Source organism: Colwellia sp. PAMC 21821 (assembly GCF_002077175.1).
Classification (GTDB): Bacteria; Pseudomonadota; Gammaproteobacteria; order Enterobacterales; family Alteromonadaceae; genus Cognaticolwellia.
Map to the genome: position 1 here is coordinate 3,941,561 of NZ_CP014943.1, position 20,984 is coordinate 3,962,544.

A 20,984-nucleotide genomic window follows, 5' to 3' on the forward strand; every position below is an offset into this window, starting at 1 on the left:
ATTATTACGCGATTTTGAACGATAAATCCCGTATAATGCCGCCGATTTTCGACTTTAGGAGAAAAATGTATGCAGGAAAGCATTCCAGTCATCACTATTGATGGACCAAGTGGTGCGGGTAAAGGAACTGTTGCGCGTATTGTCGCTGAACAACTCGGTTGGCACTTATTGGACAGTGGCGCTATTTATCGCGTTTTAGCGGTAGCAGCTCAACACCATAATATTAGTGTTGAAGATGAAGAGTCCTTATTGCCGATAGCGGCTCATCTCGATGTGCAATTTCAAATATGCAGCGTAGGTGAGGGTAAAGTCATTTTAGAAGGCGAAGATGTTTCAAATGCAATACGTACAGAAGAAATTGGCGCTTTAGCGTCAAAAGTGGCGGCATTTCCTCGTGTTCGTGAAGCATTACTTAGGCGCCAACGCGCTTTTAAGGTTGCACCTGGCTTAGTTGCTGATGGTCGTGACATGGGCACTATTGTATTTGCTGATGCGCCAGTTAAAGTATTTTTAACGGCCAGTGCCGAGGAAAGAGCACAAAGAAGATTTAATCAGTTGAAAGGGAAGGGCTTTGATGTTAAAATCGGGCGCCTTTTGGATGACATACGTCTAAGAGATGAGCGAGATCAAAACCGCAAGGTGGCGCCGCTTATCGCTGCAGAGGGTGCATTAATTATTGATTCTACTGAACTTTCTATTGAAGAAGTGGTTAGTAAAATCCTTTCATTTTGTAATGAAAAATTAATGTAAGCTGAAAATTAACCTATGCCTACTGTAAGGATGCACTGGGCAATTATTTAATTACCCCATGAAACAATGACGTTGACTGGATTAATAACTGAGTTTATATACAAGTTATGACTGAAAATTTTGCACAACTTTTTGAAGAAAGTTTAAAAACAATCGAAACACGTCCTGGTTCAATCATTAAAGGGACTGTAGTTGCCATCACTAAAGACAACGTTTTAGTAGACGCTGGCTTAAAATCTGAATCTGTTATTTCAATTGACCAATTCAAAAGCTTAACAGGTGAAGTTGAAGTATCTGTTGGCGATGAAGTTGACGTGTCACTTAAAGCTACAGACGATGGTTTCGGTGAAACTATTCTTTCTCGTGATGACGCAAAACGTCATGAAGCATGGCAAGTGCTTGAGAAAGCATATGAAGAAAAAGAAACTATTATCGGTGTTATCAACGGTAAAGTTAAAGGTGGTTTCACAGTTGAAGTTAGCAACATTCGTGCTTTCTTACCTGGTTCACTAGTAGATGTTCGTCCAATTCGTGACACTACTCACCTTGAAGGTAAAGATTTAGAATTTAAAGTTATTAAGCTTGATCAAAAGCGTAATAACGTTGTTGTATCTCGTCGTGCTGTTATCGAATCAGAAAGCAGTGTTGAACGTGATGAACTTCTTGCTTCTCTTGCTGAAGGCATTGAAGTTAAAGGTATCGTTAAGAACCTTACTGACTACGGTGCATTCGTAGATTTAGGCGGCATTGACGGCCTACTTCACATCACAGATATGGCTTGGAAACGTGTTAAGCACCCAAGTGAAATCGTAAATGTTGGTGATGAAATTCAAGTTAAAGTATTGAAATTCGACCGTGAGCGTACTCGTGTATCTCTAGGTATGAAGCAGTTAGGCGAAGATCCATGGGTTGCTATCGCTAAACGTTACCCTGAAGGCGCTAAGCTTACAGGTCGCGTAACTAACTTAACTGACTACGGTTGTTTTGTTGAAATCCAAGAAGGCGTTGAAGGACTTGTTCACGTTTCTGAAATGGATTGGACTAACAAAAACATCCACCCATCTAAAGTTGTTAACTTAGGTGACACAGTTGAAGTTATGGTATTAGAAATTGACGAAGAACGTCGTCGTATTTCTCTTGGCCTTAAGCAATGTATCCCGAACCCTTGGGAAGAGTTTGCTAAGAACTTCAACAAAGGTGATAAAGTATCAGGTAAGATCAAGTCAATCACTGACTTTGGTATCTTCATTGGTCTTGACGGCGGTATTGACGGTTTAGTTCACTTATCTGACATTTCATGGGCTGGCGGTGAAGAAGCTGTTCGTGAGTACAAGAAAGGTGATGAAATCTCAGCTGTAGTACTACAAGTTGACCCAGAGCGCGAGCGTATTTCTTTAGGCGTTAAGCAAACTGAAGATGATCCGTTTAATCAATACCTTGCAGATAACAAAAAAGGTGCTATTGTTACAGGTAAGGTAATTGAAGTAGACGCTAAGGGTGCTAAAATTGAATTAGCCGAAGGCGTTGAAGGTTACTTACGTGTTGCTGATATTTCACGTGAACGTATCGAAGATGCGACTACTGAATTATCTGTTGATGACAGCGTTGAAACTAAGTTTGTTGGTGTTGATCGTAAGAACCGCACTATCAGCTTATCAATCAAAGCTAAAGATCAAGCAGACGAGCGTGAAGCTATGGATACATTGAACCAAGCTCCAGAAGAAGATTCTGGTCTAAGTGCAATGGCTGAAGCGTTTAAAAACGCTAAAATTTAATTCCTAGCATTACCAAGTGAAGAAGAACTGCTTAAGCAGTTCTTCTTAATGTTTAAACCCGATGGCGCGAAGCTATAGTGAACACTGGAGGTCAAATGACCAAATCAGAACTCATTGAAAGATTAGCAGATAAATTAAATCATTTAGCTGCGAAAGATGTAGAACAAGCTATTAAAGAAATTCTTGAAATGATGGCGCAAACTTTGTCGAAAGGCGAGCGTATTGAAATTAGAGGTTTTGGCAGCTTTTCGTTGCATTATCGTGCTCCTCGCGTGGGACGGAACCCAAAAACTGGCGAGTCTGTAGAGCTTGACGGTAAATATGTTCCGCATTTTAAACCTGGTAAAGAGTTACGTGAAAGAGTAAATCTTTCAATAGCGTAATTGCAGAATTAATGAATAAACGGCATGCTATGAGCATGCCTTTTTTTTGTGTTGTTTTGGATGAACTATTATGCGCCTTTATATAACCGTTATTCTTTTTCTTATTCTACTTGCCATTGCGTTTATTTTTGGTAGTCAAAATGATCAAATGCTTAGCTTAAATTATTTGATTGCAAAAACTAATATCTCTGTTGCGACTGCAGTAGGTTTATTTACATCTATTGGTTTTGTCTTAGGCTTATTATTTGTTTTGTTTTGGAAACTAGTAGGCATGGTGAAACCCGCTAAAAAAGATCCAGCGTTAACAGGAAAGAAGTCTTAGTATGCTAGGTTTATTATTTTTATTGTTACCTGTTGCTATGGGCTATGGTTGGTTTATGGGGCGCAATAGCGTCAAACAAAACGATCATTCTGCCAAGCAAGAACTTTCAATTAAATATTCTACAGGTTTAAACTACTTATTTTCAAATCAACAAGATAAAGCGATTGATTATCTGCTTGAAGCCTTAAAAGTTGAAGATGATACTGTAGAAGCTCACTTTGCTATGGCAAATTTATTCAGACGACGAGGTGAGCTTGATAGAGCATTGAAAGTTCATGAGCACCTGGTACGTCAAAAGCATTTACCTAATAGTGCTAAGCAACAAGCGGTATTTGAACTTGCGAAAGATTTTCTCAGTGCAGGTCTTTACGATCGCGCTGAAGATATGTTCCATAAATTACTAAAATCTAAAATTTACGGTTTAAAGTCGTTAACTTCTTTAATGCAGATTTATCAATCTACTAAAGACTGGAATCAAGGCATTGGGCTTAAAAAAGCCATAGCTAAAACCCGTGATACCAAACTCTTACACACTTTAGCTAATTTTTACTGCGAACTCGCTACTATCGCGTTAGAGAAAGATGAATTTATTGAAGTTATTGAGCTTTTAGATAATGCATTAAGTCATGATCCAAACTCATCTCGTGCTAATTGGTTAATGGCACAAATATATGAAAATCATCAACAATATAATGAAGCTTGCCAATGCTATAAAGCCATTTATGAGCAAGATAAAGAATTCTTTCCTGATGTTATCGAAAAAATGTTTATTTGTTATCAAGCCCTTGATGCTGAAAAAGAATTTTTTCAGTTTATCAGGAAAGTATACGAGGAAACGGGCAGTACCAGCGCGCTGATTAAATATTTAACACATATTGAGCAAGCAAAAGGTGGTAATCATGCGAAAACTTTTATTCTAACGGCTTTAAAGCGTCGACCCACCATTCGTGGTTTTAAGCACTTCGTAAAAATGCAAATGGGTGACAGTCAATCTGAAAATACTTCGGATAACCTAGAAGTTATCACCGAGCTTGTGAGCTCCTATTTAAATGTTAAGCACCGTTACAGCTGTAGAACTTGTGGATTCAACTCGAGTACTCATTATTGGTCATGTCCATCATGCCATGATTGGGAGCAGTTGAAGCCTATCCGTGGTTTAGATGGCGAATAAAGCCATATCTCAATCACCGTCTAGGTGTTGTTAGTTACAAAAAGCCTGTTATTTACACAGGCTTTTTAGCGCAAAGTAGCGCAGAATTTTTATTAAAATATTACCTATTGAGGAAAACAGCATGAGAGATGCAAAAGTTGTCGTGGCCCTAGATTTTGATAACAAAGTTGAGGCTTTATCTTTTGTAGATAAAATTCAACCCAGTGACTGTCGATTAAAAGTAGGCAAAGAAATGTTTACTCACTTCGGTCCTGAATTTGTAAAAGAGCTTGTTAAGCGTGGTTTTGATGTTTTTCTTGATTTAAAATTTCATGATATCCCTAATACCGTTGCCAAAGCCGTTGCAGCATCTGCTGACTTAGGTGTTTGGATGGTCAATGTACACGCTTCTGGTGGCCTTAAAATGATGCAACAAGCTAAGGCTGCGTTGCTACCTTACGGTGTAAAAGCGCCATTATTGATAGCGGTAACGGTGTTAACCAGTATGGGTGAAGAAGATCTTGCTGACATAGGTATAACTAAGTCACCTGCCGAACATGTTTTGCAGCTAGCAACATTAACTAAAAAGGCTGGCTTAGACGGTGTGGTTTGCTCTGCTATGGAAGCTGAATCATTAAAGCAACATTTAGGTAAAGAATTTAAGCTTGTTACGCCAGGTATACGACCAGCAGGAAGTAATGCTGATGATCAAAAACGTATTATGACACCGCGTGAAGCTTTAGATGTTGGCGTTGACTATTTAGTTATTGGTCGCCCGATCACCAAAGCAGACAATCCACATGCTGTGTTACAAGAAATTAACCAATCAATTAGCTAGTGCCAATAGTTATACCAAGTTGATTAATTGGCAGCTTATTTTTAATGGTTAAAATGAATAATTACGGTGTTATAAAATTTATAAGTAGAACAACTACGGACTAAATTTAAACCTTGTCATTATCCATTTTTTCGCATAAAAAATAGATCACTTTATTAATCAAATTTGAATTAAAGGATTATTTTTATCCTGATTGTTTGACAAATAACGACAAGACTTCTAAACCTAATGCAGTGAATTATTATCTATAGTAATTCACTTATAAGGAAATTAACTCTATTTAGAAGGAAAGTTATATGAAAAAGCACATCTATTATTCTCTCATTATCTTATTTACAGTAATGTCATTGCCACTTCGAGCTGCAGGTTTCAATAATGCGCCCGAAGTTATTTCTACCGCAGAAATACAAGTTGTTGATATTAATAAAGCTGATATTGAAACCTTAGTTTTATTGAAAGGTGTTGGAGAAAAAAGAGCAAAAGCAATCGTCGCTTATCGTGAATCAAATGGTCAATTCAACTCTGTTGATGATTTATTGAATGTTAAAGGCGTAGGTGCGCAGACATTACAACTAAATAAAGGAAGGATTAAGTTGTAATACCAAGTTGATTAATTAGCGGCTTATTTTTAATGGTTAAAATGAATAACTACGGCGTTATAAAATTTAAATGTAGAAGAACACAGACTACATTTTATGCCTTGTCATTATCCACTTTTGCTGATGAAGAAGTAGATCACTTAATTAATCAAATGGGCATAATATTTGATAATTTCGCATGTTAAATGTTTTATCAAGTGGTAAAAAAGCCAGTCATTTGACTGGCTCTTTTGTTAGTTCGCTTGGATGCTACAATAAGCTATCGAGCGTTAATTCCATCATACCTTTAAAGGTTGTTTCGCGTTCATCAGCCGTGGTTTGTTCACCGGTTTTAATATGATCGCTCACGGTCAATACCGTTAAAGCTTTTTTACCGTACTCAGCCGCCACACCATATAAACCTGCAGCTTCCATTTCAACGGCTAAAATACCGTACTTCTCCATTAAGGCAAACATTTCTGGTTGTGGAGTGTAAAATAAGTCTGAGGTAAATATATTACCTACACGAATCTTCTTGCCAGTTTTTTCTGCTGTTTTTACTACACTATTGAGTAAATCAAAATCAGCAGTTACGGCGAAGTCACAGCCATTTAAACGTGAGCGGTTAACATTCGAGTCGGTACTTGCGGACATGCCTACAATAATGTCTCGAAGTTTTATATCATCACGCACAGCCCCACAAGAGCCAATACGAATAATGTTTTCAACGCCGTAGTCTCTATATAATTCTGTTGCGTAGATTGAAATTGATGGGATGCCCATACCTGAGCCCATTACGGAAACGGGTTTACCTTTATAAGTACCCGTGTAGCCAAACATGTTACGTACACGAGTGACACATTTTGCGTCATCAAGAAAATTTTCTGCTATATATTTTGCGCGTAGCGGGTCGCCCGGCATAAGTACCGTTTTTGCGAAGTCGCCGTTTTTTGCTTCAATATGTGCTGTTGCCATGAGTGTTAACCTTTTTTAGTGGTGTTCAATCACAGTAAGTTTCTAGCCTTTGCTGATATTATATCTATTCAGCCGCTATCAAGGATGTTTTACTGATATTTCTGTCATTTAAAGTGAGATTCTAACTGAAAAAGCATTCAATGATCCAGTCATTACTTTTCTTCTCGTAGTCGTTATTTAACATAGTCGTTATTTAACACTTTTTGCTTTAATGCAGACTTTTCGTTGTCTGATAAAAAGCTCGCCTTAAGCGCGTTCTCTTGTAGCTGCTTTATATCTTTATCATCAAAACCTAGTGTATTACGTGCAATTTTATATTCATTTTTTAGTTCAATACCTTGTACACCCGGATCATCCGTATTTAAACAAACCAATAGTCCTCGCGCTAGAAAGCCTTTGATAGGGTGTTGGCTTAAATCTTTGATTGTACCTGTTTGAAAGTTAGAGGTAAGGCAAGATTCTATAGCGATATTATGTTCAAGCATATAATCCATAAGTTTTTCATCGCGATGACATGCAACACCATGACCAATACGTTTAGCATGTAATTGGTTTATGGCTTGCCAAATACTTTCAGGCCCCGCGGCTTCACCGGCATGAATAGTGGCATGTAGCCCAGCTTTATGTACTTGGCTAAAATGCTCAACAAACATTTCACCAGGGAAATTGTATTCATCACCGGCTAAATCAACTGCGACTAAATGTTGTTTGTGTGCAAGCAGGGCGTCTAACTCCGCTTGGCATTTTTCTACACCAAAGGTACGACTTAAAATACCAATTAGGTTTATTTTTACGTCGTAAATTTTACATGCGGCATTAACACCGTCTATAACGGCGGCAACCACATCAGCAACGACCAAGTTGTTGTTCATTGCCATATAGTAGGGGGAAAAACGCAATTCGGCATAATGAATACCCGCATTAAAGGCATCTTCAACGTTTTCATAGGCTATGCGCTTACAATCATCGAGTGTTTTAAGCACGGCAACACCCCAATCAAGCTTGCTAAGAAAAGCTAATAAATCGCTTTCACTGCCTTGTACTTGCACATGAGGAATAAAGGCTTCGAAGTCAGTTTCAGGTAGAACAATGTTATGTTGTTGTGCTAATGCCCAAATGGTTTTAGGGCGAATATTACCGTCTAAATGGCGGTGTAAATCAATTAATGGCAGGTGAGAATGGTTCATAGTACTTGGTAACCTATATATTTGTTGTATGAAAAATACGACTAGAGTCTTTTAAAATAAACGTATTTATAATGCTCTTATGTCGAATATTTTTATTATACCGTTTTTTTGGTATTTTATGTTGCTATTAGTGTAGGAACACTGATAAGTTAAATTTGAGACTAATCATCTAGGTGTCTAGACGTAAACATTCAATAGAATCGCAGTATAAAGAGAAGCAATATGTTTGAGCAAACCGACGACGTTCGTATTAATAACATTAAAGAACTTTTACCTCCTATCGCATTACTTGAGCGATATCCTTCATCTGAGCAAGCAACAAAGTCGGTTTTTTCTGGCAGACAAGCCATAAGCAACATTTTTAATAACCAAGATGATCGCCTACTCGTGGTTATTGGTCCTTGTTCAATACATGACCCTAAAGCGGCATTAGAGTATGGTGAGCGCTTAGTTAAGCTACGTGAAAAATATAAAGATACGCTAGAAATTGTTATGCGTGTCTATTTTGAAAAGCCAAGAACAACCGTAGGTTGGAAGGGACTTATTAACGACCCATATATGGATAACAGCTTCCAACTTAACGATGGTTTGCGTATCGGTCGTAAATTATTACTCGACTTAAATAACCTAGGCTTACCTACCGCAGGTGAGTTTTTAGATATGATCACCCCACAATACATGGCTGATTTTATGTGTTGGGGCGCCATTGGTGCCAGAACGACAGAAAGCCAAGTACATCGTGAATTAGCGTCAGGGTTATCATGCCCAGTTGGTTTCAAAAATGGTACCGATGGTACGATTAAAGTCGCCATTGATGCGATTGGTGCTGCCAGTGCTTCACATCACTTCCTTTCTGTGACTAAATATGGTCATTCGGCTATAGTAGAAACAACGGGGAATGAAGATTGCCATATAATTTTACGTGGTGGTAGAAAAACAAACTTTGACGCTGAAAGTGTTAAAGCCGTAACTGAGCAGTTAGATAAATCGGGTTTAAATACCAACATTATGATCGATTTTAGTCATGCTAACAGTAGTAAGAAGTTTGAAAATCAAATGTTAGTGTGTCGTGATGTTTGCGATCAAATGAGTAGCGGTAATAAAAATATTTTTGGTGTCATGGTAGAAAGCCATTTAGTAGAAGGTCGTCAAGACTTAGCTCTTGGTGAAAAAGGCACCTATGGCCAAAGTATCACGGATGCTTGTATCGGTTGGCAAGATACTGAAACGTTATTGGCTGAACTTGACCAAGCTGTAACTCAGCGTCGCGCTTTGTAGTAACCAACAATATAAAAAATACCCATGTAAAATAGCCTATTTTGCAACGCCAGTCAGTTAACCACTGACTGGCGTTTTTCGTTATATCGAATCTACATTGCTTTAGAGTAAACAATGCTAATCAGCACTTTTTGTTTCAGTTATTAAAAATAACCTGTCCATGCATTTGGTCAGTATGATATTAATTCAGCTATCACTTCTCTTTATAAAAACACCATTTATCGTTGAAAAACATCCACTCATCGCTGTTAATTGGGCCTAATGTAAAGCAGTGTAAAGAATATTGTTTGCCGGATTACCCAGTCATACTATAGTGAATTATTAAGGTATTAAAATTGTAATTATACGAGTGAGTATTTTTTGAAGTTTCGTTCAAAGCAAGGCTGCAGGTTAAGCGAGCTAGTTAATGTAAGCATCTCTGGCAAAATATTAAGGAAAAAACGTTGAAAAATACTAAGCATATTTTAGTACTTGCTATGTCAATGATAATCAGTGGTTGTAGCACCCCCAGCGGTTTGTCTGATAATAAAACGCTGAATGCTATTGAACAGAATATGCCAGAAAATTGGCAAGCAAACACTTCGCAAGAAAACAATTGGCAAGTAAACAAAGCAAAACCTGCTGCCGAAAACCTAGTTGCTGATGGTTGGTTAAAGCGCTTTAACGATAAAGCTTTAGAGCAAATGGTCGCCCACGCGTTACAAAAAAATTATCAACTTGCCGCTGACCGCAAAACTGTTGAACTTGCTAAAGAGCGTTTAAATGTCAGTGCTGCATCTGATTTTCCAGAATTATCATTATCAATAGATAACGCCAGAATTAAGCAAGTAACGGACAGTGGGGTAAGTTATCAAACGAATGCTGATATTAGTCTCAACTTAGGTTATGAAGTCGACTTGTGGGGGAAATTGTCTGACCAACAAAATCAGAATCGTTTAGATTATGCTGCTGCGCAAGCGAATTATCAGTATAATAAGCTCACTTTAGTGGCCAATATTACGAAAGCCTGGTTTGATTTAACAAAAGCACAGCAATTGCTAGATTTATATCAAGAGCGTTCAGATAACTTACAACGTAATTTATTGATGATTCAATCATCATATCAGTTAGGGTTAAACGATGCGCTTGATGTCTACCTTACTAAAAATACAGTAAACCAAGAGCTTGCTCGTGTAGCTCAGCAAGAACAAAGCATCAAGGTAAGCAGTAGGGTGCTTGAGTTGCTGATTGGGGATTATCCGTTAGCTAAAAAAATAGCGGAGCGAAATCTACCCTACATAGATGAAGAAATTAATCTTGGCTTACCTGCGCAATTATTAACGCGCCGGTCAGATATTCAAGCAGGTTGGTTAGAGCTATTAGCCTTAGATGCGGGTTTAGCCGTGGCGCACAAACAACGTTTTCCTAGTTTTAATTTAAATGCCGGTGTTAGTGACAATGCCAGCGAATTAACTCATTTACTCGATGGTGGTGCGTTAGCTTGGTCGCTTCTTGGCAGTATATCAACACCGTTATTTAATGCAGGAAGACTTGAATCACTGGAACAACAAGCAAAACTGACGGTTGAACAAAAAGAGCAACAATATTTACAGCAAGTTTATCAAGCGTTTGCTGATGTTGAGAATAATATTAGCGAACGGGAATCACTTAATCGGCAATATGCTTATTACCTTAAAGCACAAGAGAATGCTTTAGCGGCAGAAAAATTGTCATTTGATCAATACTTACGGGGCTTAGTGACTTATACCACTGTATTAGAGGCTCAGCGTCGATCTTTTGATGCACAAACCACCGTTATCGAATTAACTAATCAGTTATTACAAAATAGAGTTGAAACATACCTAGCATTAGGTGGCGACTATTTTAGTGTCACGAACCCAGTACAGCAAAAATCCCAAAGCCAAGGTAACTCATTTCCCGCACCGTTAACTAACCTCATACGTATGGAAAAATAATGTCGTTAAAATTTAAAAAACTACTGCCAATCATTGTTTTATTATCGCTCTTATTCGCTGCGTATATCGTTACCAGTAATCCGCCTTCAGCAAAGCGAGGTCAGCCCAGTGCAACACCACAGATCAGTGTCGAAGTTGCAAAATTAATACGAAACGATCTTGCTATTGGGATCGATAGTTATGGCACGATAAAACCGCGTACTCAGAGTGTGTTATTACCTCAAGTGTCAGGACAAATTATCAGTATTAATCCTAAATTTAGAGCGGGCGGATTTTTCGAAGAAGGCGATATTTTACTTCAATTGGATCAAAGAGATTTACTCGCTGAAGTTAAAATTGCTCAAGCAAATTTATTTAGTGCACAACAGAGTTTTAGCGAAGAGCAAGCCCGAGTAGAGCAGGCAGAGCAAGATTGGCAGCGCTTAGGTAATAACAAAAAAGCACCTGATTTAGTGCTTCGTAAGCCGCAATTAATGGCGGCGCAAGCTTCAGTATTTTCAGCCGAAGCCAGTTTATCTAAAGCTGAATTAGCGGTTGAGCGTAGTAATATTATTGCACCCTATACAGGCCGAGTATTAAGCAAATCTGTTGATGTAGGACAAGTGGTGAGTATAGGTACACAACTTGCTGAAATTTATGCCGTTGATTATGTTGAAATACGTTTGCCGTTAAAAAATAAAGACCTAGCGCATATGATATTGCCTGAAAGCAATCGTTTTGAAAATGCTGCAGTCCAAGAACAACCAGACGTGACAATATTCTCAGATTTAGCCACCCGTCAAAGTTGGCAAGGTAAAGTTGTGCGTACTGAAGGGGCGTTTGATGAAGAGTCGCAACAATTATTTGTTGTAGCACAAATTGACGATCCGTACGGAGAAAATGAAGGCAATGGCTTACCTTTAAAAATTGGCCAGTATGTGAGCGCAAAAATTAAGGGTAAAACTATTGAAAATGCCCTGAGTATTCCAAATAAAGCGATTTATCAAGGCAGCTATGTTTATGTTGTTGATGATAATGTACTCAAACGTAAAAACATTTCGATCGCTTGGCAAAGTGAAGACGTAGCGGTTATTAAATCGGGTTTAGAAGTTGATGAATTGTTAGTATTAACCCCTTTAGGTCAAGTTACTTCAGGCACAATAGTGAGTATAAATAGCATCGATGGTAAGCCGGTAAAAACAGCTAAAAAAACCAGAGAAAAAGCTAACGCTGGCAAAAGGCCTGATAAAAGACCTGATAAAAATGCAGGATCTAAACAGGATGAAAAGCAAGCGTTTGATGATCAAGGAGCTAGGTCATGATCGATTGGTTTGCTAAAAATCATGTTGCGGCTAATTTATTGATGATCACCATTTTATTGACCGGTATTTTCTCAATAAAAAGTAGTATTCCATTAGAAGTTTTTCCGTCTTTTGAATCTGAAATAGTGAATGTTTCTGTTACTTTACAGGGCTCTACACCAGAAGATGCAGAGCAAGGCGTAGCCATACGCATTGAAGAAGCGGTTCAAGATCTTGAAGGTATAGAAAAAATCATTAGTACCTCTGTTGAAGGCGGCGCTTCGGTTCGAATTGAAGCGGACTCGAGTATTGATGTTCGAGATTTACTGGCTGATATTAAAAGCCGTGTAGATGCGATAAATACCTTTCCCGTTGACGCAGAAAAGCCCGTTACCGCAATCGCGCAACGTATTCGTAATGTAATTTCAGTTACTATTGCCTCTGATTACGGTGAAAAAGAGATACGTGAATTTGCCGAGCAAGTGCGTGATGACTTACTGAAATTACCTCAGGTAACGCAAGTTGCGTTAGATGCTGTTCGAAATTATGAAATTAGTATCGATATTAATCAAAGTAAATTAGAACAGTATCAATTAACCCTAAGTGAAATATCAACAGCCATTAGTAATAGCTCTGTGGATATTTCAGCAGGTAATGTGCGTACCGATGGGGGTGATGTACTAGTGCGTAATATTGGTCAAGCATACCGTCGTGACGAGTTTGAAAAAATTGTAATAAAAACCAATACCGATGGTACGTTTCTTTTATTACAAGATATAGCAACAGTAAATGACGGTTTTGAAGAAACGCCACTGCGCGCCCGTTTTAACGGTCAGCAAGGTGCGTTAATAGATGTGTATAGAATTGGTAATCAAAGCGCAATTGACGTTGCTGATGCGGTTAAAGAATATATCGATGACCGACAAGATACCTTACCTCAAGGCTTTGTGCTTAGTTATTGGGATGATGATTCTGAAATTGTAAAAAGTCGACTTAACACTTTAATTACCAATGCGTTACAAGGTGGCTTTCTTGTTTTAATTCTACTGACATTATTTTTACGTCCTTCGATAGCTTTTTGGGTGTCAATTGGTATACCGGTAAGTTTTATGGGCGCATTTATCGTTATGCCATTCTTCGATATTTCTATTAATATCATGAGCTTATTTGGTTTTATTTTGGTGTTGGGTATAGTTGTTGATGATGCCATTGTAACCGGCGAAAATATTTATCGGCATACCCAAACGGCATCTAGCGGTTTAGAGGCCGCCATTAAAGGAACACAAGAAGTTGCAACCCCAGTAACTTTTGGTATTTTGACCACAGTAGCAGCCTTTTTGCCGTTAGCTTTTATTGAAGGGCAGCGAGGCGCTTTATTTGCACAAATTCCGATTATTGTTATCCCGGTTTTATTGTTTAGTTTAATAGAGTCTAAGTTTGTACTACCTTCACATTTAAAGTCGCTACGTTTGCGCAGTGAAAGTACCAAACAATCTAAATTTAGTGTTTGGCAACAAGGCTTTGCTGATGGCTTTGAAAATGCGATCCTTAAATACTATAAACCATTGTTGGCATTGTCTATTCGTAATCGTTTAACTACAGTGGCATTGTTTTTTGGTGTTCTTATTCTAATTGTAGCCTTTATTACTAGTGGCTGGACTCGCTTTGTATTCTTCCCACGTATTGCTAGTGAAACAGCGCTTGGTAGTGTCACTATGCCTGTGGGTACGAGTTTTGATGTAGTAGATTCATATGTTGAAAAAATGTCTAATTCTGCGAAATTACTGCAAGATAAATATCGTGATGAACAAGGCCAAAGCTTGATTTTAAATACCTTAGCTATCACCAGTGAAGAAAAAGGTCGTGTGCGTTTTGAAATATTAGCTGCTGATAAAAATACCACCGGCATTGGTACTGCACAATTAGTTAAAGAATGGCGAGAATTAATTGGCCCATTACCGGGCGCCGAAAGTGTTACGTTCAGAGCAGAAATAGGTAGGGGGGAGATCCCATTGATGTTCAGCTCTCCGCAACAGATTTGAAAACATTGAAACTGGTTTCTGATGAAGTTAAAAACCGTATTCGAACTTACCCTACCGCTTTTGAAATAGCTGATAGTTTATCCAATGGTAAAGAAGAGCTGCAAATACAATTAACAGCGCAGGGATATGCCATGGGTATGAATAACACTTGGGTTACCAGACAAGTTAGAGATGCTTACTTTGGATCACAAGTTCAGCGTATTCAACGTGGTCGTGATGATGTACGAGTTATGTTGCGTTTTCCATTGTCAGAGCGGCAATCAATATCAAAACTAAACGATATGCTGATAAATACTCCAAGTGGTGGCAAAGTACCTTTATCACATGTTGCCACATTAAAGCCCGGTAAGAGTGCGTCTGCTATTACTCGTATAGACCGATACCGTACGGTTAATGTAACCGCTGATGTTGATAAAAATGCCACCAATATGACCACGCTAAATGCTGATCTTAATCAGTTTTTAACCGAGTTAATAAGCAAATACCCTGGGGTTTCTTATAGTTTAGAAGGTGAAGCGCGTGAGCAAGCCGACTCTTTTAGTAGTTTAGCTTGGGGCTTAGTCTTTGTATTCTTTATTATTTACTGTTTATTGGCGATACCTTTTAAATCTTACATACAGCCCATTATTGTTATGTCAGTTATTCCGTTTGGTGCCATCGGTGCGATTATTGGTCATTGGATCATGGGCATGGATTTAACCATTATGAGCTTATTAGGTTTAATGGCACTGATTGGCGTTGTGGTTAACGATAGTTTGGTATTAGTCGACTTTATAAACGCTAAAGTTAAAGCAGGTATTAAAGCGTATGACGCAGTATTAATTGCAGCGCAATCACGCTTTCGACCCGTAATACTAACTTCATTAACTACTTTTATTGGTTTAATGCCGTTATTGTTTGAAAAAGCTACCCAAGCCCAATTTTTGATACCAATGGCGGTTTCATTAGGTTTTGGAATAATATTTGCGACCTTTATTACCTTAATTTTAGTACCGGTAAATTACTTATTGGTTGAAGATATGAAAAGGTTAACAACTAAAGGTAAGCAAAAATTGGTTGCTCAGTTAACTTAACTAATCTTGGTTTTGCTTAATTAAATAAACCCAACTTTAGGTTAAAATTAAATCAGATACAGTTAAACGAATGATAAGTCTTTGTTATTCGTTTAACTCATGGTTAAACTAAGTAAATAAATAACAGCAACTCAATAAGGTAAACTGATGGCTGATAAAATCACTCCAGAAGAAACGATATTCTCTAAAATTATTCGCCAAGAAATTCCAACCCCGTTACTTTTTCAAGATGAACTTGTAACCGCATTTCGTGATATATCTCCACAAGCCAAAAGCCATATTTTGGTTATCCCAAATAAACTCATTGCAACCGCGAATGATATTGAACAAGAAGACGAGCTAACAATAGGCCGTATGTTCAGTGTTGCTAAAAAACTGGCAAAAGAAGAAGGTATAGCCGAGGACGGATATCGCTTGATCATGAATTGTAATCAACACGGCGGCCAAGAGGTTTACCATATTCATCTACATTTAGTGGGTGGTGAACCGTTAGGCAGAATGCTAGACCTTAAATAATCAGCAGTACGATTGACTCTCACTAAAACCGTATATGGTATAAATATAAAAGTGATCAAGTTTGAACAAATAGATAATTTGGTTAATACCGTTATCTTTAGCTTAAGTTATAGTAATAACAGCATAATTTATCGTGCATGAAGGTTTTTCCCCTGTACTTTTTAAAAAATATTGTTAGTATGCATAACGAGCCAAGGGGTGCCTGAAAATCGTATACGATTTTAAAGGCTGAGATGCGAAGCGAACCCTTAGAACCTGAACCGGATAGTACCGGCGTAGGAATGGTTAAGCTAATCGCATTACCGCTCTGTAGCATTATATTTTCAGCACTTTTGCTTTAATGCTATAGATTGTTACCGAACAGCTATCTAACTTCCCCCATGCCGGATCCCATAACATATTCTTAATCGAATTTATGAGATCATAATGAAATTTATAAAATCACCTGTAGCTTTGGCTATTTTTACTAGTATTGTTACACCAACAATTTTTGCCGCTGACACGTCATCAAATACCGCATCTAAAACCGTAGAGCAAGCTACGGAAGTTATCACTGTTAATGGCGACTTTCGCACGAGTTCACTACAAAAAACTGCAAGTTCTTTATCTGTTATCGCTAGTGATGAAATTAGCGCGCGTAACGCACAGAACTTAGAAGAGATCATTGCACGTGCACCCAATATAAATTTTTCTAGTGGTACTCAACGTGCTAGATATTATCAAATTCGTGGTATTGGTGAGCGTAGCCAATTTAAAGAGCCAATTAATCCATCTGTTGGTTTAGTGATTGACGGCATAGACTTTTCAAGCATAGGTAGCATAGCGTCAACGTTTGATGTTGAACAAGTCGAAGTTTATCGTGGTCCTCAAGGAACACGCTTTGGTGCTAATGCCATGGCTGGAATGATAAATATTACTTCCAGTGCACCTACCGACACTTTTGAGGGTAAAGTCAAATTATCTGCGGGAAATTACGACAGCTATAGCGCCGGTTTGGTGTTGTCTGGTCCCGCAACCGAAAAGGTAAATTATCGCATAGCGGTTGAACAGTTCAGTAGTGATGGTTTTATTGAAAATGATTCTCTAAATAGTGACGACACTAATAATCGTGATGAATTAACCTTGCGTGGCAAGTTAGCGATTAAGGCAAGTAATGACTTAACTATTGACTTAACCGCGTTTGTGGCTGATTTTGATAATGGCTATGATGCCTTCTCACTTGCTAATACTCGCCATACCTTATCAGATCAACCAGGTTTTGATCGCCAAGACACCAAAGCGTTAGCGGCTAAATTTACCTATCGCGGTTTTAATGATTTTACAGTTGAAAGTATTATTAGCTATGCTGATTCAGCACTGGACTACGGCTATGATGAAGATTGGGCCTATGTGGGTATTCGTCCAGGATGGGAATATAGTTCAGAAGATCACTACTTTCGTGATAAGTCATCATCAACACTGGAGTTAAGAGCCGTATCAGAGCTTGGCGGAGAAATTTTTAATAACACGACAGCTTGGATAACAGGATTATACTTCAAGCAAGAGAAAGAAGATTTATTGCGCCAATACACTTATTTGCCTAGCGATTTTACATCAAGTTTTGATACCGATAATATTGCTGCATTCGTTCAATTTGACACTCAACTTAACCATAAATTAAGCCTGACGACAGGGTTAAGGGTGGAGCGCAGAAATTCAGATTACGCCGATGCAGAACAACTTAGTTTTGATCCTAGCGATACTATGGTTGGTGGTAAAGTGGTGTTGTCATTCCAAATGGACGACAATAATTTATTTTATGGCTCGGTTAATCGAGGTTATAAAGCCGGTGGCGCCAATACTGATGGTAGTTTACCCGCTAACCTACGTGAGTTTACGCCTGAATACCTATGGAATTATGAATTAGGCTATAAAGTCAGTCTATTGGATAATCAAGCTTATGTTCGAAGTGCCATATTTTATATGGATAGAGACGACATGCAGGTACGTACGTCTTATTTAGAAGAGCGTCAAGACGGCAGTACAGATTTTGTTTCATATTTAGGCAATGCCGCTACTGGCAGTAATCTAGGTCTTGAATTAGAAGCAGGTTGGCAAATTACCCCTAAACTTGAAATATACGGTGCGTTAGGGCTGCTAGATACTGAATATAAAGGTTTTATTGCCGCTGATGGCAGCGATAAGTCAGGTGACGAACAAGCGCATGCACCTAGTTATCAGTTTAATCTCGGTTTAAATTATCAATTATCGGATCATTTGTTAGTAAATATTTCGGTTGATGGTAAAGACGAATTCTTGTTTTCTGATACTCATCAAGAAAAGTCAGAGTCAATTGAAGTCGTGAATATGTCTATTAGTTATGTCAAAGATGATTGGCAAGTGAAGCTATGGGCGCGTAATTTATTTGATGAAACCTACGCTACTCGTGGCTTTTATTTTGGCAATGACCCACGAGACGAATACACAGCCAAAGCCTATTATCAATTAGCCGAACCCGCTGTGTTTGGTGCTACTTTTGACTATGATTTTTAGTCGGAAGTTTTAACAAGCTACCGTTATTATTTTAGTTTTTTACTTAAAAATAACGGTAGCGGAATAAGTATAAATATAAATATAGTGGAGCACATTAAGTAATACCAAGTTGATTAAGTATCCATTTTTCCTGATGGAAAAGTAGAACACTTAACTAATCAAATTGGTCTATATACTGATGTGTTGTTTATTTATTATAAAGAGAATTATCTATGAAAATATCAATTGAAATTAGTTTATACCCGCTAGCAGAAGACAAATTTAAAACTGAAATATGGGCGTTTATTAAACGTTTACGTTTAGTCTCAGGTTTAACGGTAGTAACTAATGGCATGAGTACACAAGTATTTGGTGATTATGATTTAGCTACACAACATGTCATGGCAGAAATAAAACATGTGCATCAAACGCTAAATGCTGCGGTATTTATTTGCAAATTTATAGGCGGAGATCGATCCGTTGTAGAAGCTGAATCATAATGTCGAATTCAATCAGTGCAACAAGCGAAATTATTACTTATTTCACAACATTGCCAGTATTAGAGCTAGTCGCTGTTGCCGCATCATTACTTTATGTAATTTTAGCGGCAAAAGGTAGTATTTGGTGCTGGCCAGTTGCTATTTTAAGTACCGTGTTATACACCGTTATTTTTTATAGTGTGTATCTATGGATGGACAGCCTACTGCAGTTGTATTATTTACTCATGGCGGTTTATGGTTGGGCTTGCTGGCACAAAAATAGTAGGCTGAACTTTGATAGTCATTCTAAAGAGCTTTTGTACAGTCAATGGACGTTACAGCGCCATAGCCGCATTATTTTGGCTTTAACGGCTGTGTCTTTAGTTTTAGGTTGGATAATGGCGACTTATACACCAGCACATTTTCCGTATCTTGATAGCGGCACAACCGTATTTGCGGTGTTTGCTACCTATTTAGTGACGCAAAAAGTACTGGAAAATTGGTTATACTTTATTGTGATCGATATGGTGTCTATATTTCTTTATGTAGAAAAGGGCTTGCTGCCAACGGCAGTACTATTTGGAGGTTTTGTCATTATAGCGGCTTATGGCTATTGGCAATGGCGTAAGCAATATAAGCTGCAATTTCGTCAACAGCACCAAGACGTGTGTATCAATAATTCGGTTGCGGGTTAACGGTAATTTTTGCTCAATAGCATGTTAACTAGTTTCTAAAATGGCTTATTGGCAAGTGTTGAATAAGTCGTGTGACTTTTTGGGAAACGTTTTGAAATTTGATCAAGCAATATTAGACCAGCAGCAACAGTCGTTAGTACGCGAATTATGCCATTTACCTTGTTTTAACCAACTTAAAATAGATGGCATTCGTTATATTGATGCAGGGTTAAGCAATGCCTGTTTTCATGTTAGCTATGAAAATAAATCTTTTTTCGCCAAGCATTTATCCGCTAACAGTATTGAGCCATTAGCAAGCCAGCTTGCCGCTAGCAATGGAATTGCTCCAAAATTGGTCTATGTTGACCACAACTGGCTAATTACAGAGTTTATAACCGGTCAGGGGCTTGAAAAAAGCGATCAGAGTGAAGATGAAAAAATAGCCATTGTACTTGCGCTATTGGCACGCTGTCATAGCATTTTTGCTGTTAATATAAGTCATCATAGTCACGGTACTCATCAAGCTTTAGCTCAGAAAATATTATTGTCCGATCTGAATTTACCTATAAAACCTTGTATACCAAACCTCGATACATCAGCTACGATCAAGCAATTATTACAAAAGACCGAATTGAGTGTTGCTCAAGATAATGCCTTACACGTTTTATTAGCTATGTTGGAGAAAAGCTTGGCTGATACCATCAAAATAGTGCCTAACCGTCAGCAAGTTCTGTGTCATGGAGACACTAATTTTAGTAATGTTATACAGCGAGTAAATGACGATAAAACTGCTAAACCAATATACCAACTAATTGATTTTGAATGCGCATGTATCGCCCCAATAGAGTATGACTTAGCAATGCTAATGGCTGTTAATCATATCAATGCTAATAAAGTTGAACGGATCAAATTGCTATATCAGCAAGCATTAATATCCTTAAATTTACAGAAAAATCCATTAGATATTGTCGACAATTTAGCAAGTAAAGTACAAGACACACTTGAGATATCAGTTGAACTGGTAACGTGTTACCTAGATTTATCATTTTTAATCAATGCCTTGTGGTATTTAGCTGAATATCAGAGTAGAAAGCAATTAAAATACAAAAAATTAGCCGAAAAGCAACTCAACATACTGGCGATTAGGTATCCACAGGCAAATATTTTTTTAAACGAAATGAGATAAGGCGTACTGATCTTAAGATTAGTGGTAGTGCG

General features: G+C 38.0%; 17 protein-coding genes, 1 pseudogene and 1 riboswitch. Of the genes and pseudogenes, 16 read left to right on the forward strand and 2 right to left on the reverse strand.

From position 1 onward, the window contains the following. Positions 1 to 69 precede the first annotated feature (69 nt). The 7 genes from cmk (at position 70) to A3Q33_RS16695 (ending at position 5,817) form a co-directional block, all read left to right on the forward strand. Positions 70 to 750, forward strand: a complete 681-nt coding sequence (gene cmk, locus A3Q33_RS16665) for a (d)CMP kinase (RefSeq protein WP_081180923.1) — start codon at positions 70 to 72, stop codon at positions 748 to 750. A 107-nt stretch (positions 751 to 857) separates the two neighbouring features. Continuing rightward, the gene (gene rpsA, locus A3Q33_RS16670) at positions 858 to 2,525 is read left to right on the forward strand and encodes a 30S ribosomal protein S1 (protein ID WP_081153171.1); all 1,668 of its coding nucleotides are present in this window, start codon (positions 858 to 860) and stop codon (positions 2,523 to 2,525) included. 95 nt (positions 2,526 to 2,620) lie between these two features. Beyond that, a complete protein-coding gene (gene ihfB / locus A3Q33_RS16675) occupies positions 2,621 to 2,908 on the forward strand; it encodes an integration host factor subunit beta (protein WP_081153172.1) in 288 nt (95 codons plus the stop codon). 70 nt (positions 2,909 to 2,978) lie between these two features. Beyond that, entirely contained in the window at positions 2,979 to 3,230 is a 252-nt protein-coding gene (locus A3Q33_RS16680; protein WP_081180924.1) for a lipopolysaccharide assembly protein LapA domain-containing protein, read from the forward strand. 1 nt (position 3,231) lies between these two features. Beyond that, positions 3,232 to 4,401: a lipopolysaccharide assembly protein LapB gene (lapB, locus tag A3Q33_RS16685; RefSeq protein WP_081180925.1), complete on the forward strand. Its 1,170-nt coding sequence runs from the start codon at positions 3,232 to 3,234 to the stop codon at positions 4,399 to 4,401. A gap of 121 nt (positions 4,402 to 4,522) precedes the next feature. Beyond that, positions 4,523 to 5,218 carry an orotidine-5'-phosphate decarboxylase gene (gene pyrF / locus A3Q33_RS16690; protein ID WP_081180926.1) on the forward strand — a complete coding sequence of 232 codons (696 nt, stop codon included), beginning with the start codon at positions 4,523 to 4,525 and terminating at the stop codon, positions 5,216 to 5,218. Between the two features lie 296 nt (positions 5,219 to 5,514). Further along, positions 5,515 to 5,817, forward strand: coding sequence for a ComEA family DNA-binding protein (locus A3Q33_RS16695; RefSeq protein WP_081180927.1), 303 nt, complete (start codon positions 5,515 to 5,517; stop codon positions 5,815 to 5,817). A 249-nt stretch (positions 5,818 to 6,066) separates the two neighbouring features. On the opposite strand, the gene deoD is transcribed toward A3Q33_RS16695, so the two are convergent. Together deoD and add are read right to left on the reverse strand one after the other, a co-directional pair. Then, the gene (deoD, locus tag A3Q33_RS16700) at positions 6,067 to 6,771 is read right to left on the reverse strand and encodes a purine-nucleoside phosphorylase (RefSeq protein WP_081180928.1); all 705 of its coding nucleotides are present in this window, start codon (positions 6,769 to 6,771) and stop codon (positions 6,067 to 6,069) included. A gap of 173 nt (positions 6,772 to 6,944) precedes the next feature. After that, on the reverse strand, positions 6,945 to 7,958 hold the full coding sequence (gene add / locus A3Q33_RS16705; RefSeq protein ID WP_081180929.1) for an adenosine deaminase: 1,014 nt from the start codon (positions 7,956 to 7,958) through the stop codon (positions 6,945 to 6,947). 222 nt (positions 7,959 to 8,180) lie between these two features. Between add and aroG the strand changes: the two genes are divergently transcribed. The 9 genes and pseudogenes from aroG to A3Q33_RS16750 all read left to right on the forward strand — a co-directional run bounded on the left by aroG (position 8,181) and on the right by A3Q33_RS16750 (position 20,952). After that, on the forward strand, positions 8,181 to 9,236 hold the full coding sequence (gene aroG, locus A3Q33_RS16710; protein WP_081180930.1) for a 3-deoxy-7-phosphoheptulonate synthase AroG: 1,056 nt from the start codon (positions 8,181 to 8,183) through the stop codon (positions 9,234 to 9,236). Between the two features lie 443 nt (positions 9,237 to 9,679). After that, positions 9,680 to 11,191 carry an efflux transporter outer membrane subunit gene (locus A3Q33_RS16715; RefSeq protein ID WP_081180931.1) on the forward strand — a complete coding sequence of 504 codons (1,512 nt, stop codon included), beginning with the start codon at positions 9,680 to 9,682 and terminating at the stop codon, positions 11,189 to 11,191. Further along, entirely contained in the window at positions 11,191 to 12,492 is a 1,302-nt protein-coding gene (locus tag A3Q33_RS16720) for an efflux RND transporter periplasmic adaptor subunit (protein ID WP_081180932.1), read from the forward strand. Before A3Q33_RS16715 ends, A3Q33_RS16720 begins: the two co-directional genes overlap by 1 nt. After that, positions 12,489 to 15,586 (forward strand): annotated as a pseudogene (locus tag A3Q33_RS16725) (efflux RND transporter permease subunit). Before A3Q33_RS16720 ends, A3Q33_RS16725 begins: the two are co-directional and overlap by 4 nt. Before the next feature lie 147 nt (positions 15,587 to 15,733). Beyond that, positions 15,734 to 16,102, forward strand: coding sequence for an HIT domain-containing protein (locus tag A3Q33_RS16730; RefSeq protein ID WP_081180933.1), 369 nt, complete (start codon positions 15,734 to 15,736; stop codon positions 16,100 to 16,102). A gap of 184 nt (positions 16,103 to 16,286) precedes the next feature. After that, positions 16,287 to 16,401, forward strand: a riboswitch (TPP riboswitch). A 127-nt stretch (positions 16,402 to 16,528) separates the two neighbouring features. Continuing rightward, positions 16,529 to 18,634 carry a TonB-dependent receptor gene (locus tag A3Q33_RS16735; RefSeq protein WP_081180934.1) on the forward strand — a complete coding sequence of 702 codons (2,106 nt, stop codon included), beginning with the start codon at positions 16,529 to 16,531 and terminating at the stop codon, positions 18,632 to 18,634. Between the two features lie 212 nt (positions 18,635 to 18,846). Next, on the forward strand, positions 18,847 to 19,113 hold the full coding sequence (locus tag A3Q33_RS16740) for a hypothetical protein (protein WP_081153192.1): 267 nt from the start codon (positions 18,847 to 18,849) through the stop codon (positions 19,111 to 19,113). Beyond that, positions 19,113 to 19,787: a nicotinamide riboside transporter PnuC gene (gene pnuC / locus A3Q33_RS16745; protein WP_081180935.1), complete on the forward strand. Its 675-nt coding sequence runs from the start codon at positions 19,113 to 19,115 to the stop codon at positions 19,785 to 19,787. The genes A3Q33_RS16740 and pnuC overlap by 1 nt, the downstream gene beginning before the upstream one ends. A 91-nt stretch (positions 19,788 to 19,878) precedes the next feature. Continuing rightward, positions 19,879 to 20,952: a phosphotransferase gene (locus tag A3Q33_RS16750; RefSeq protein ID WP_196797983.1), complete on the forward strand. Its 1,074-nt coding sequence runs from the start codon at positions 19,879 to 19,881 to the stop codon at positions 20,950 to 20,952. Positions 20,953 to 20,984: the final 32 nt, after the last annotated feature.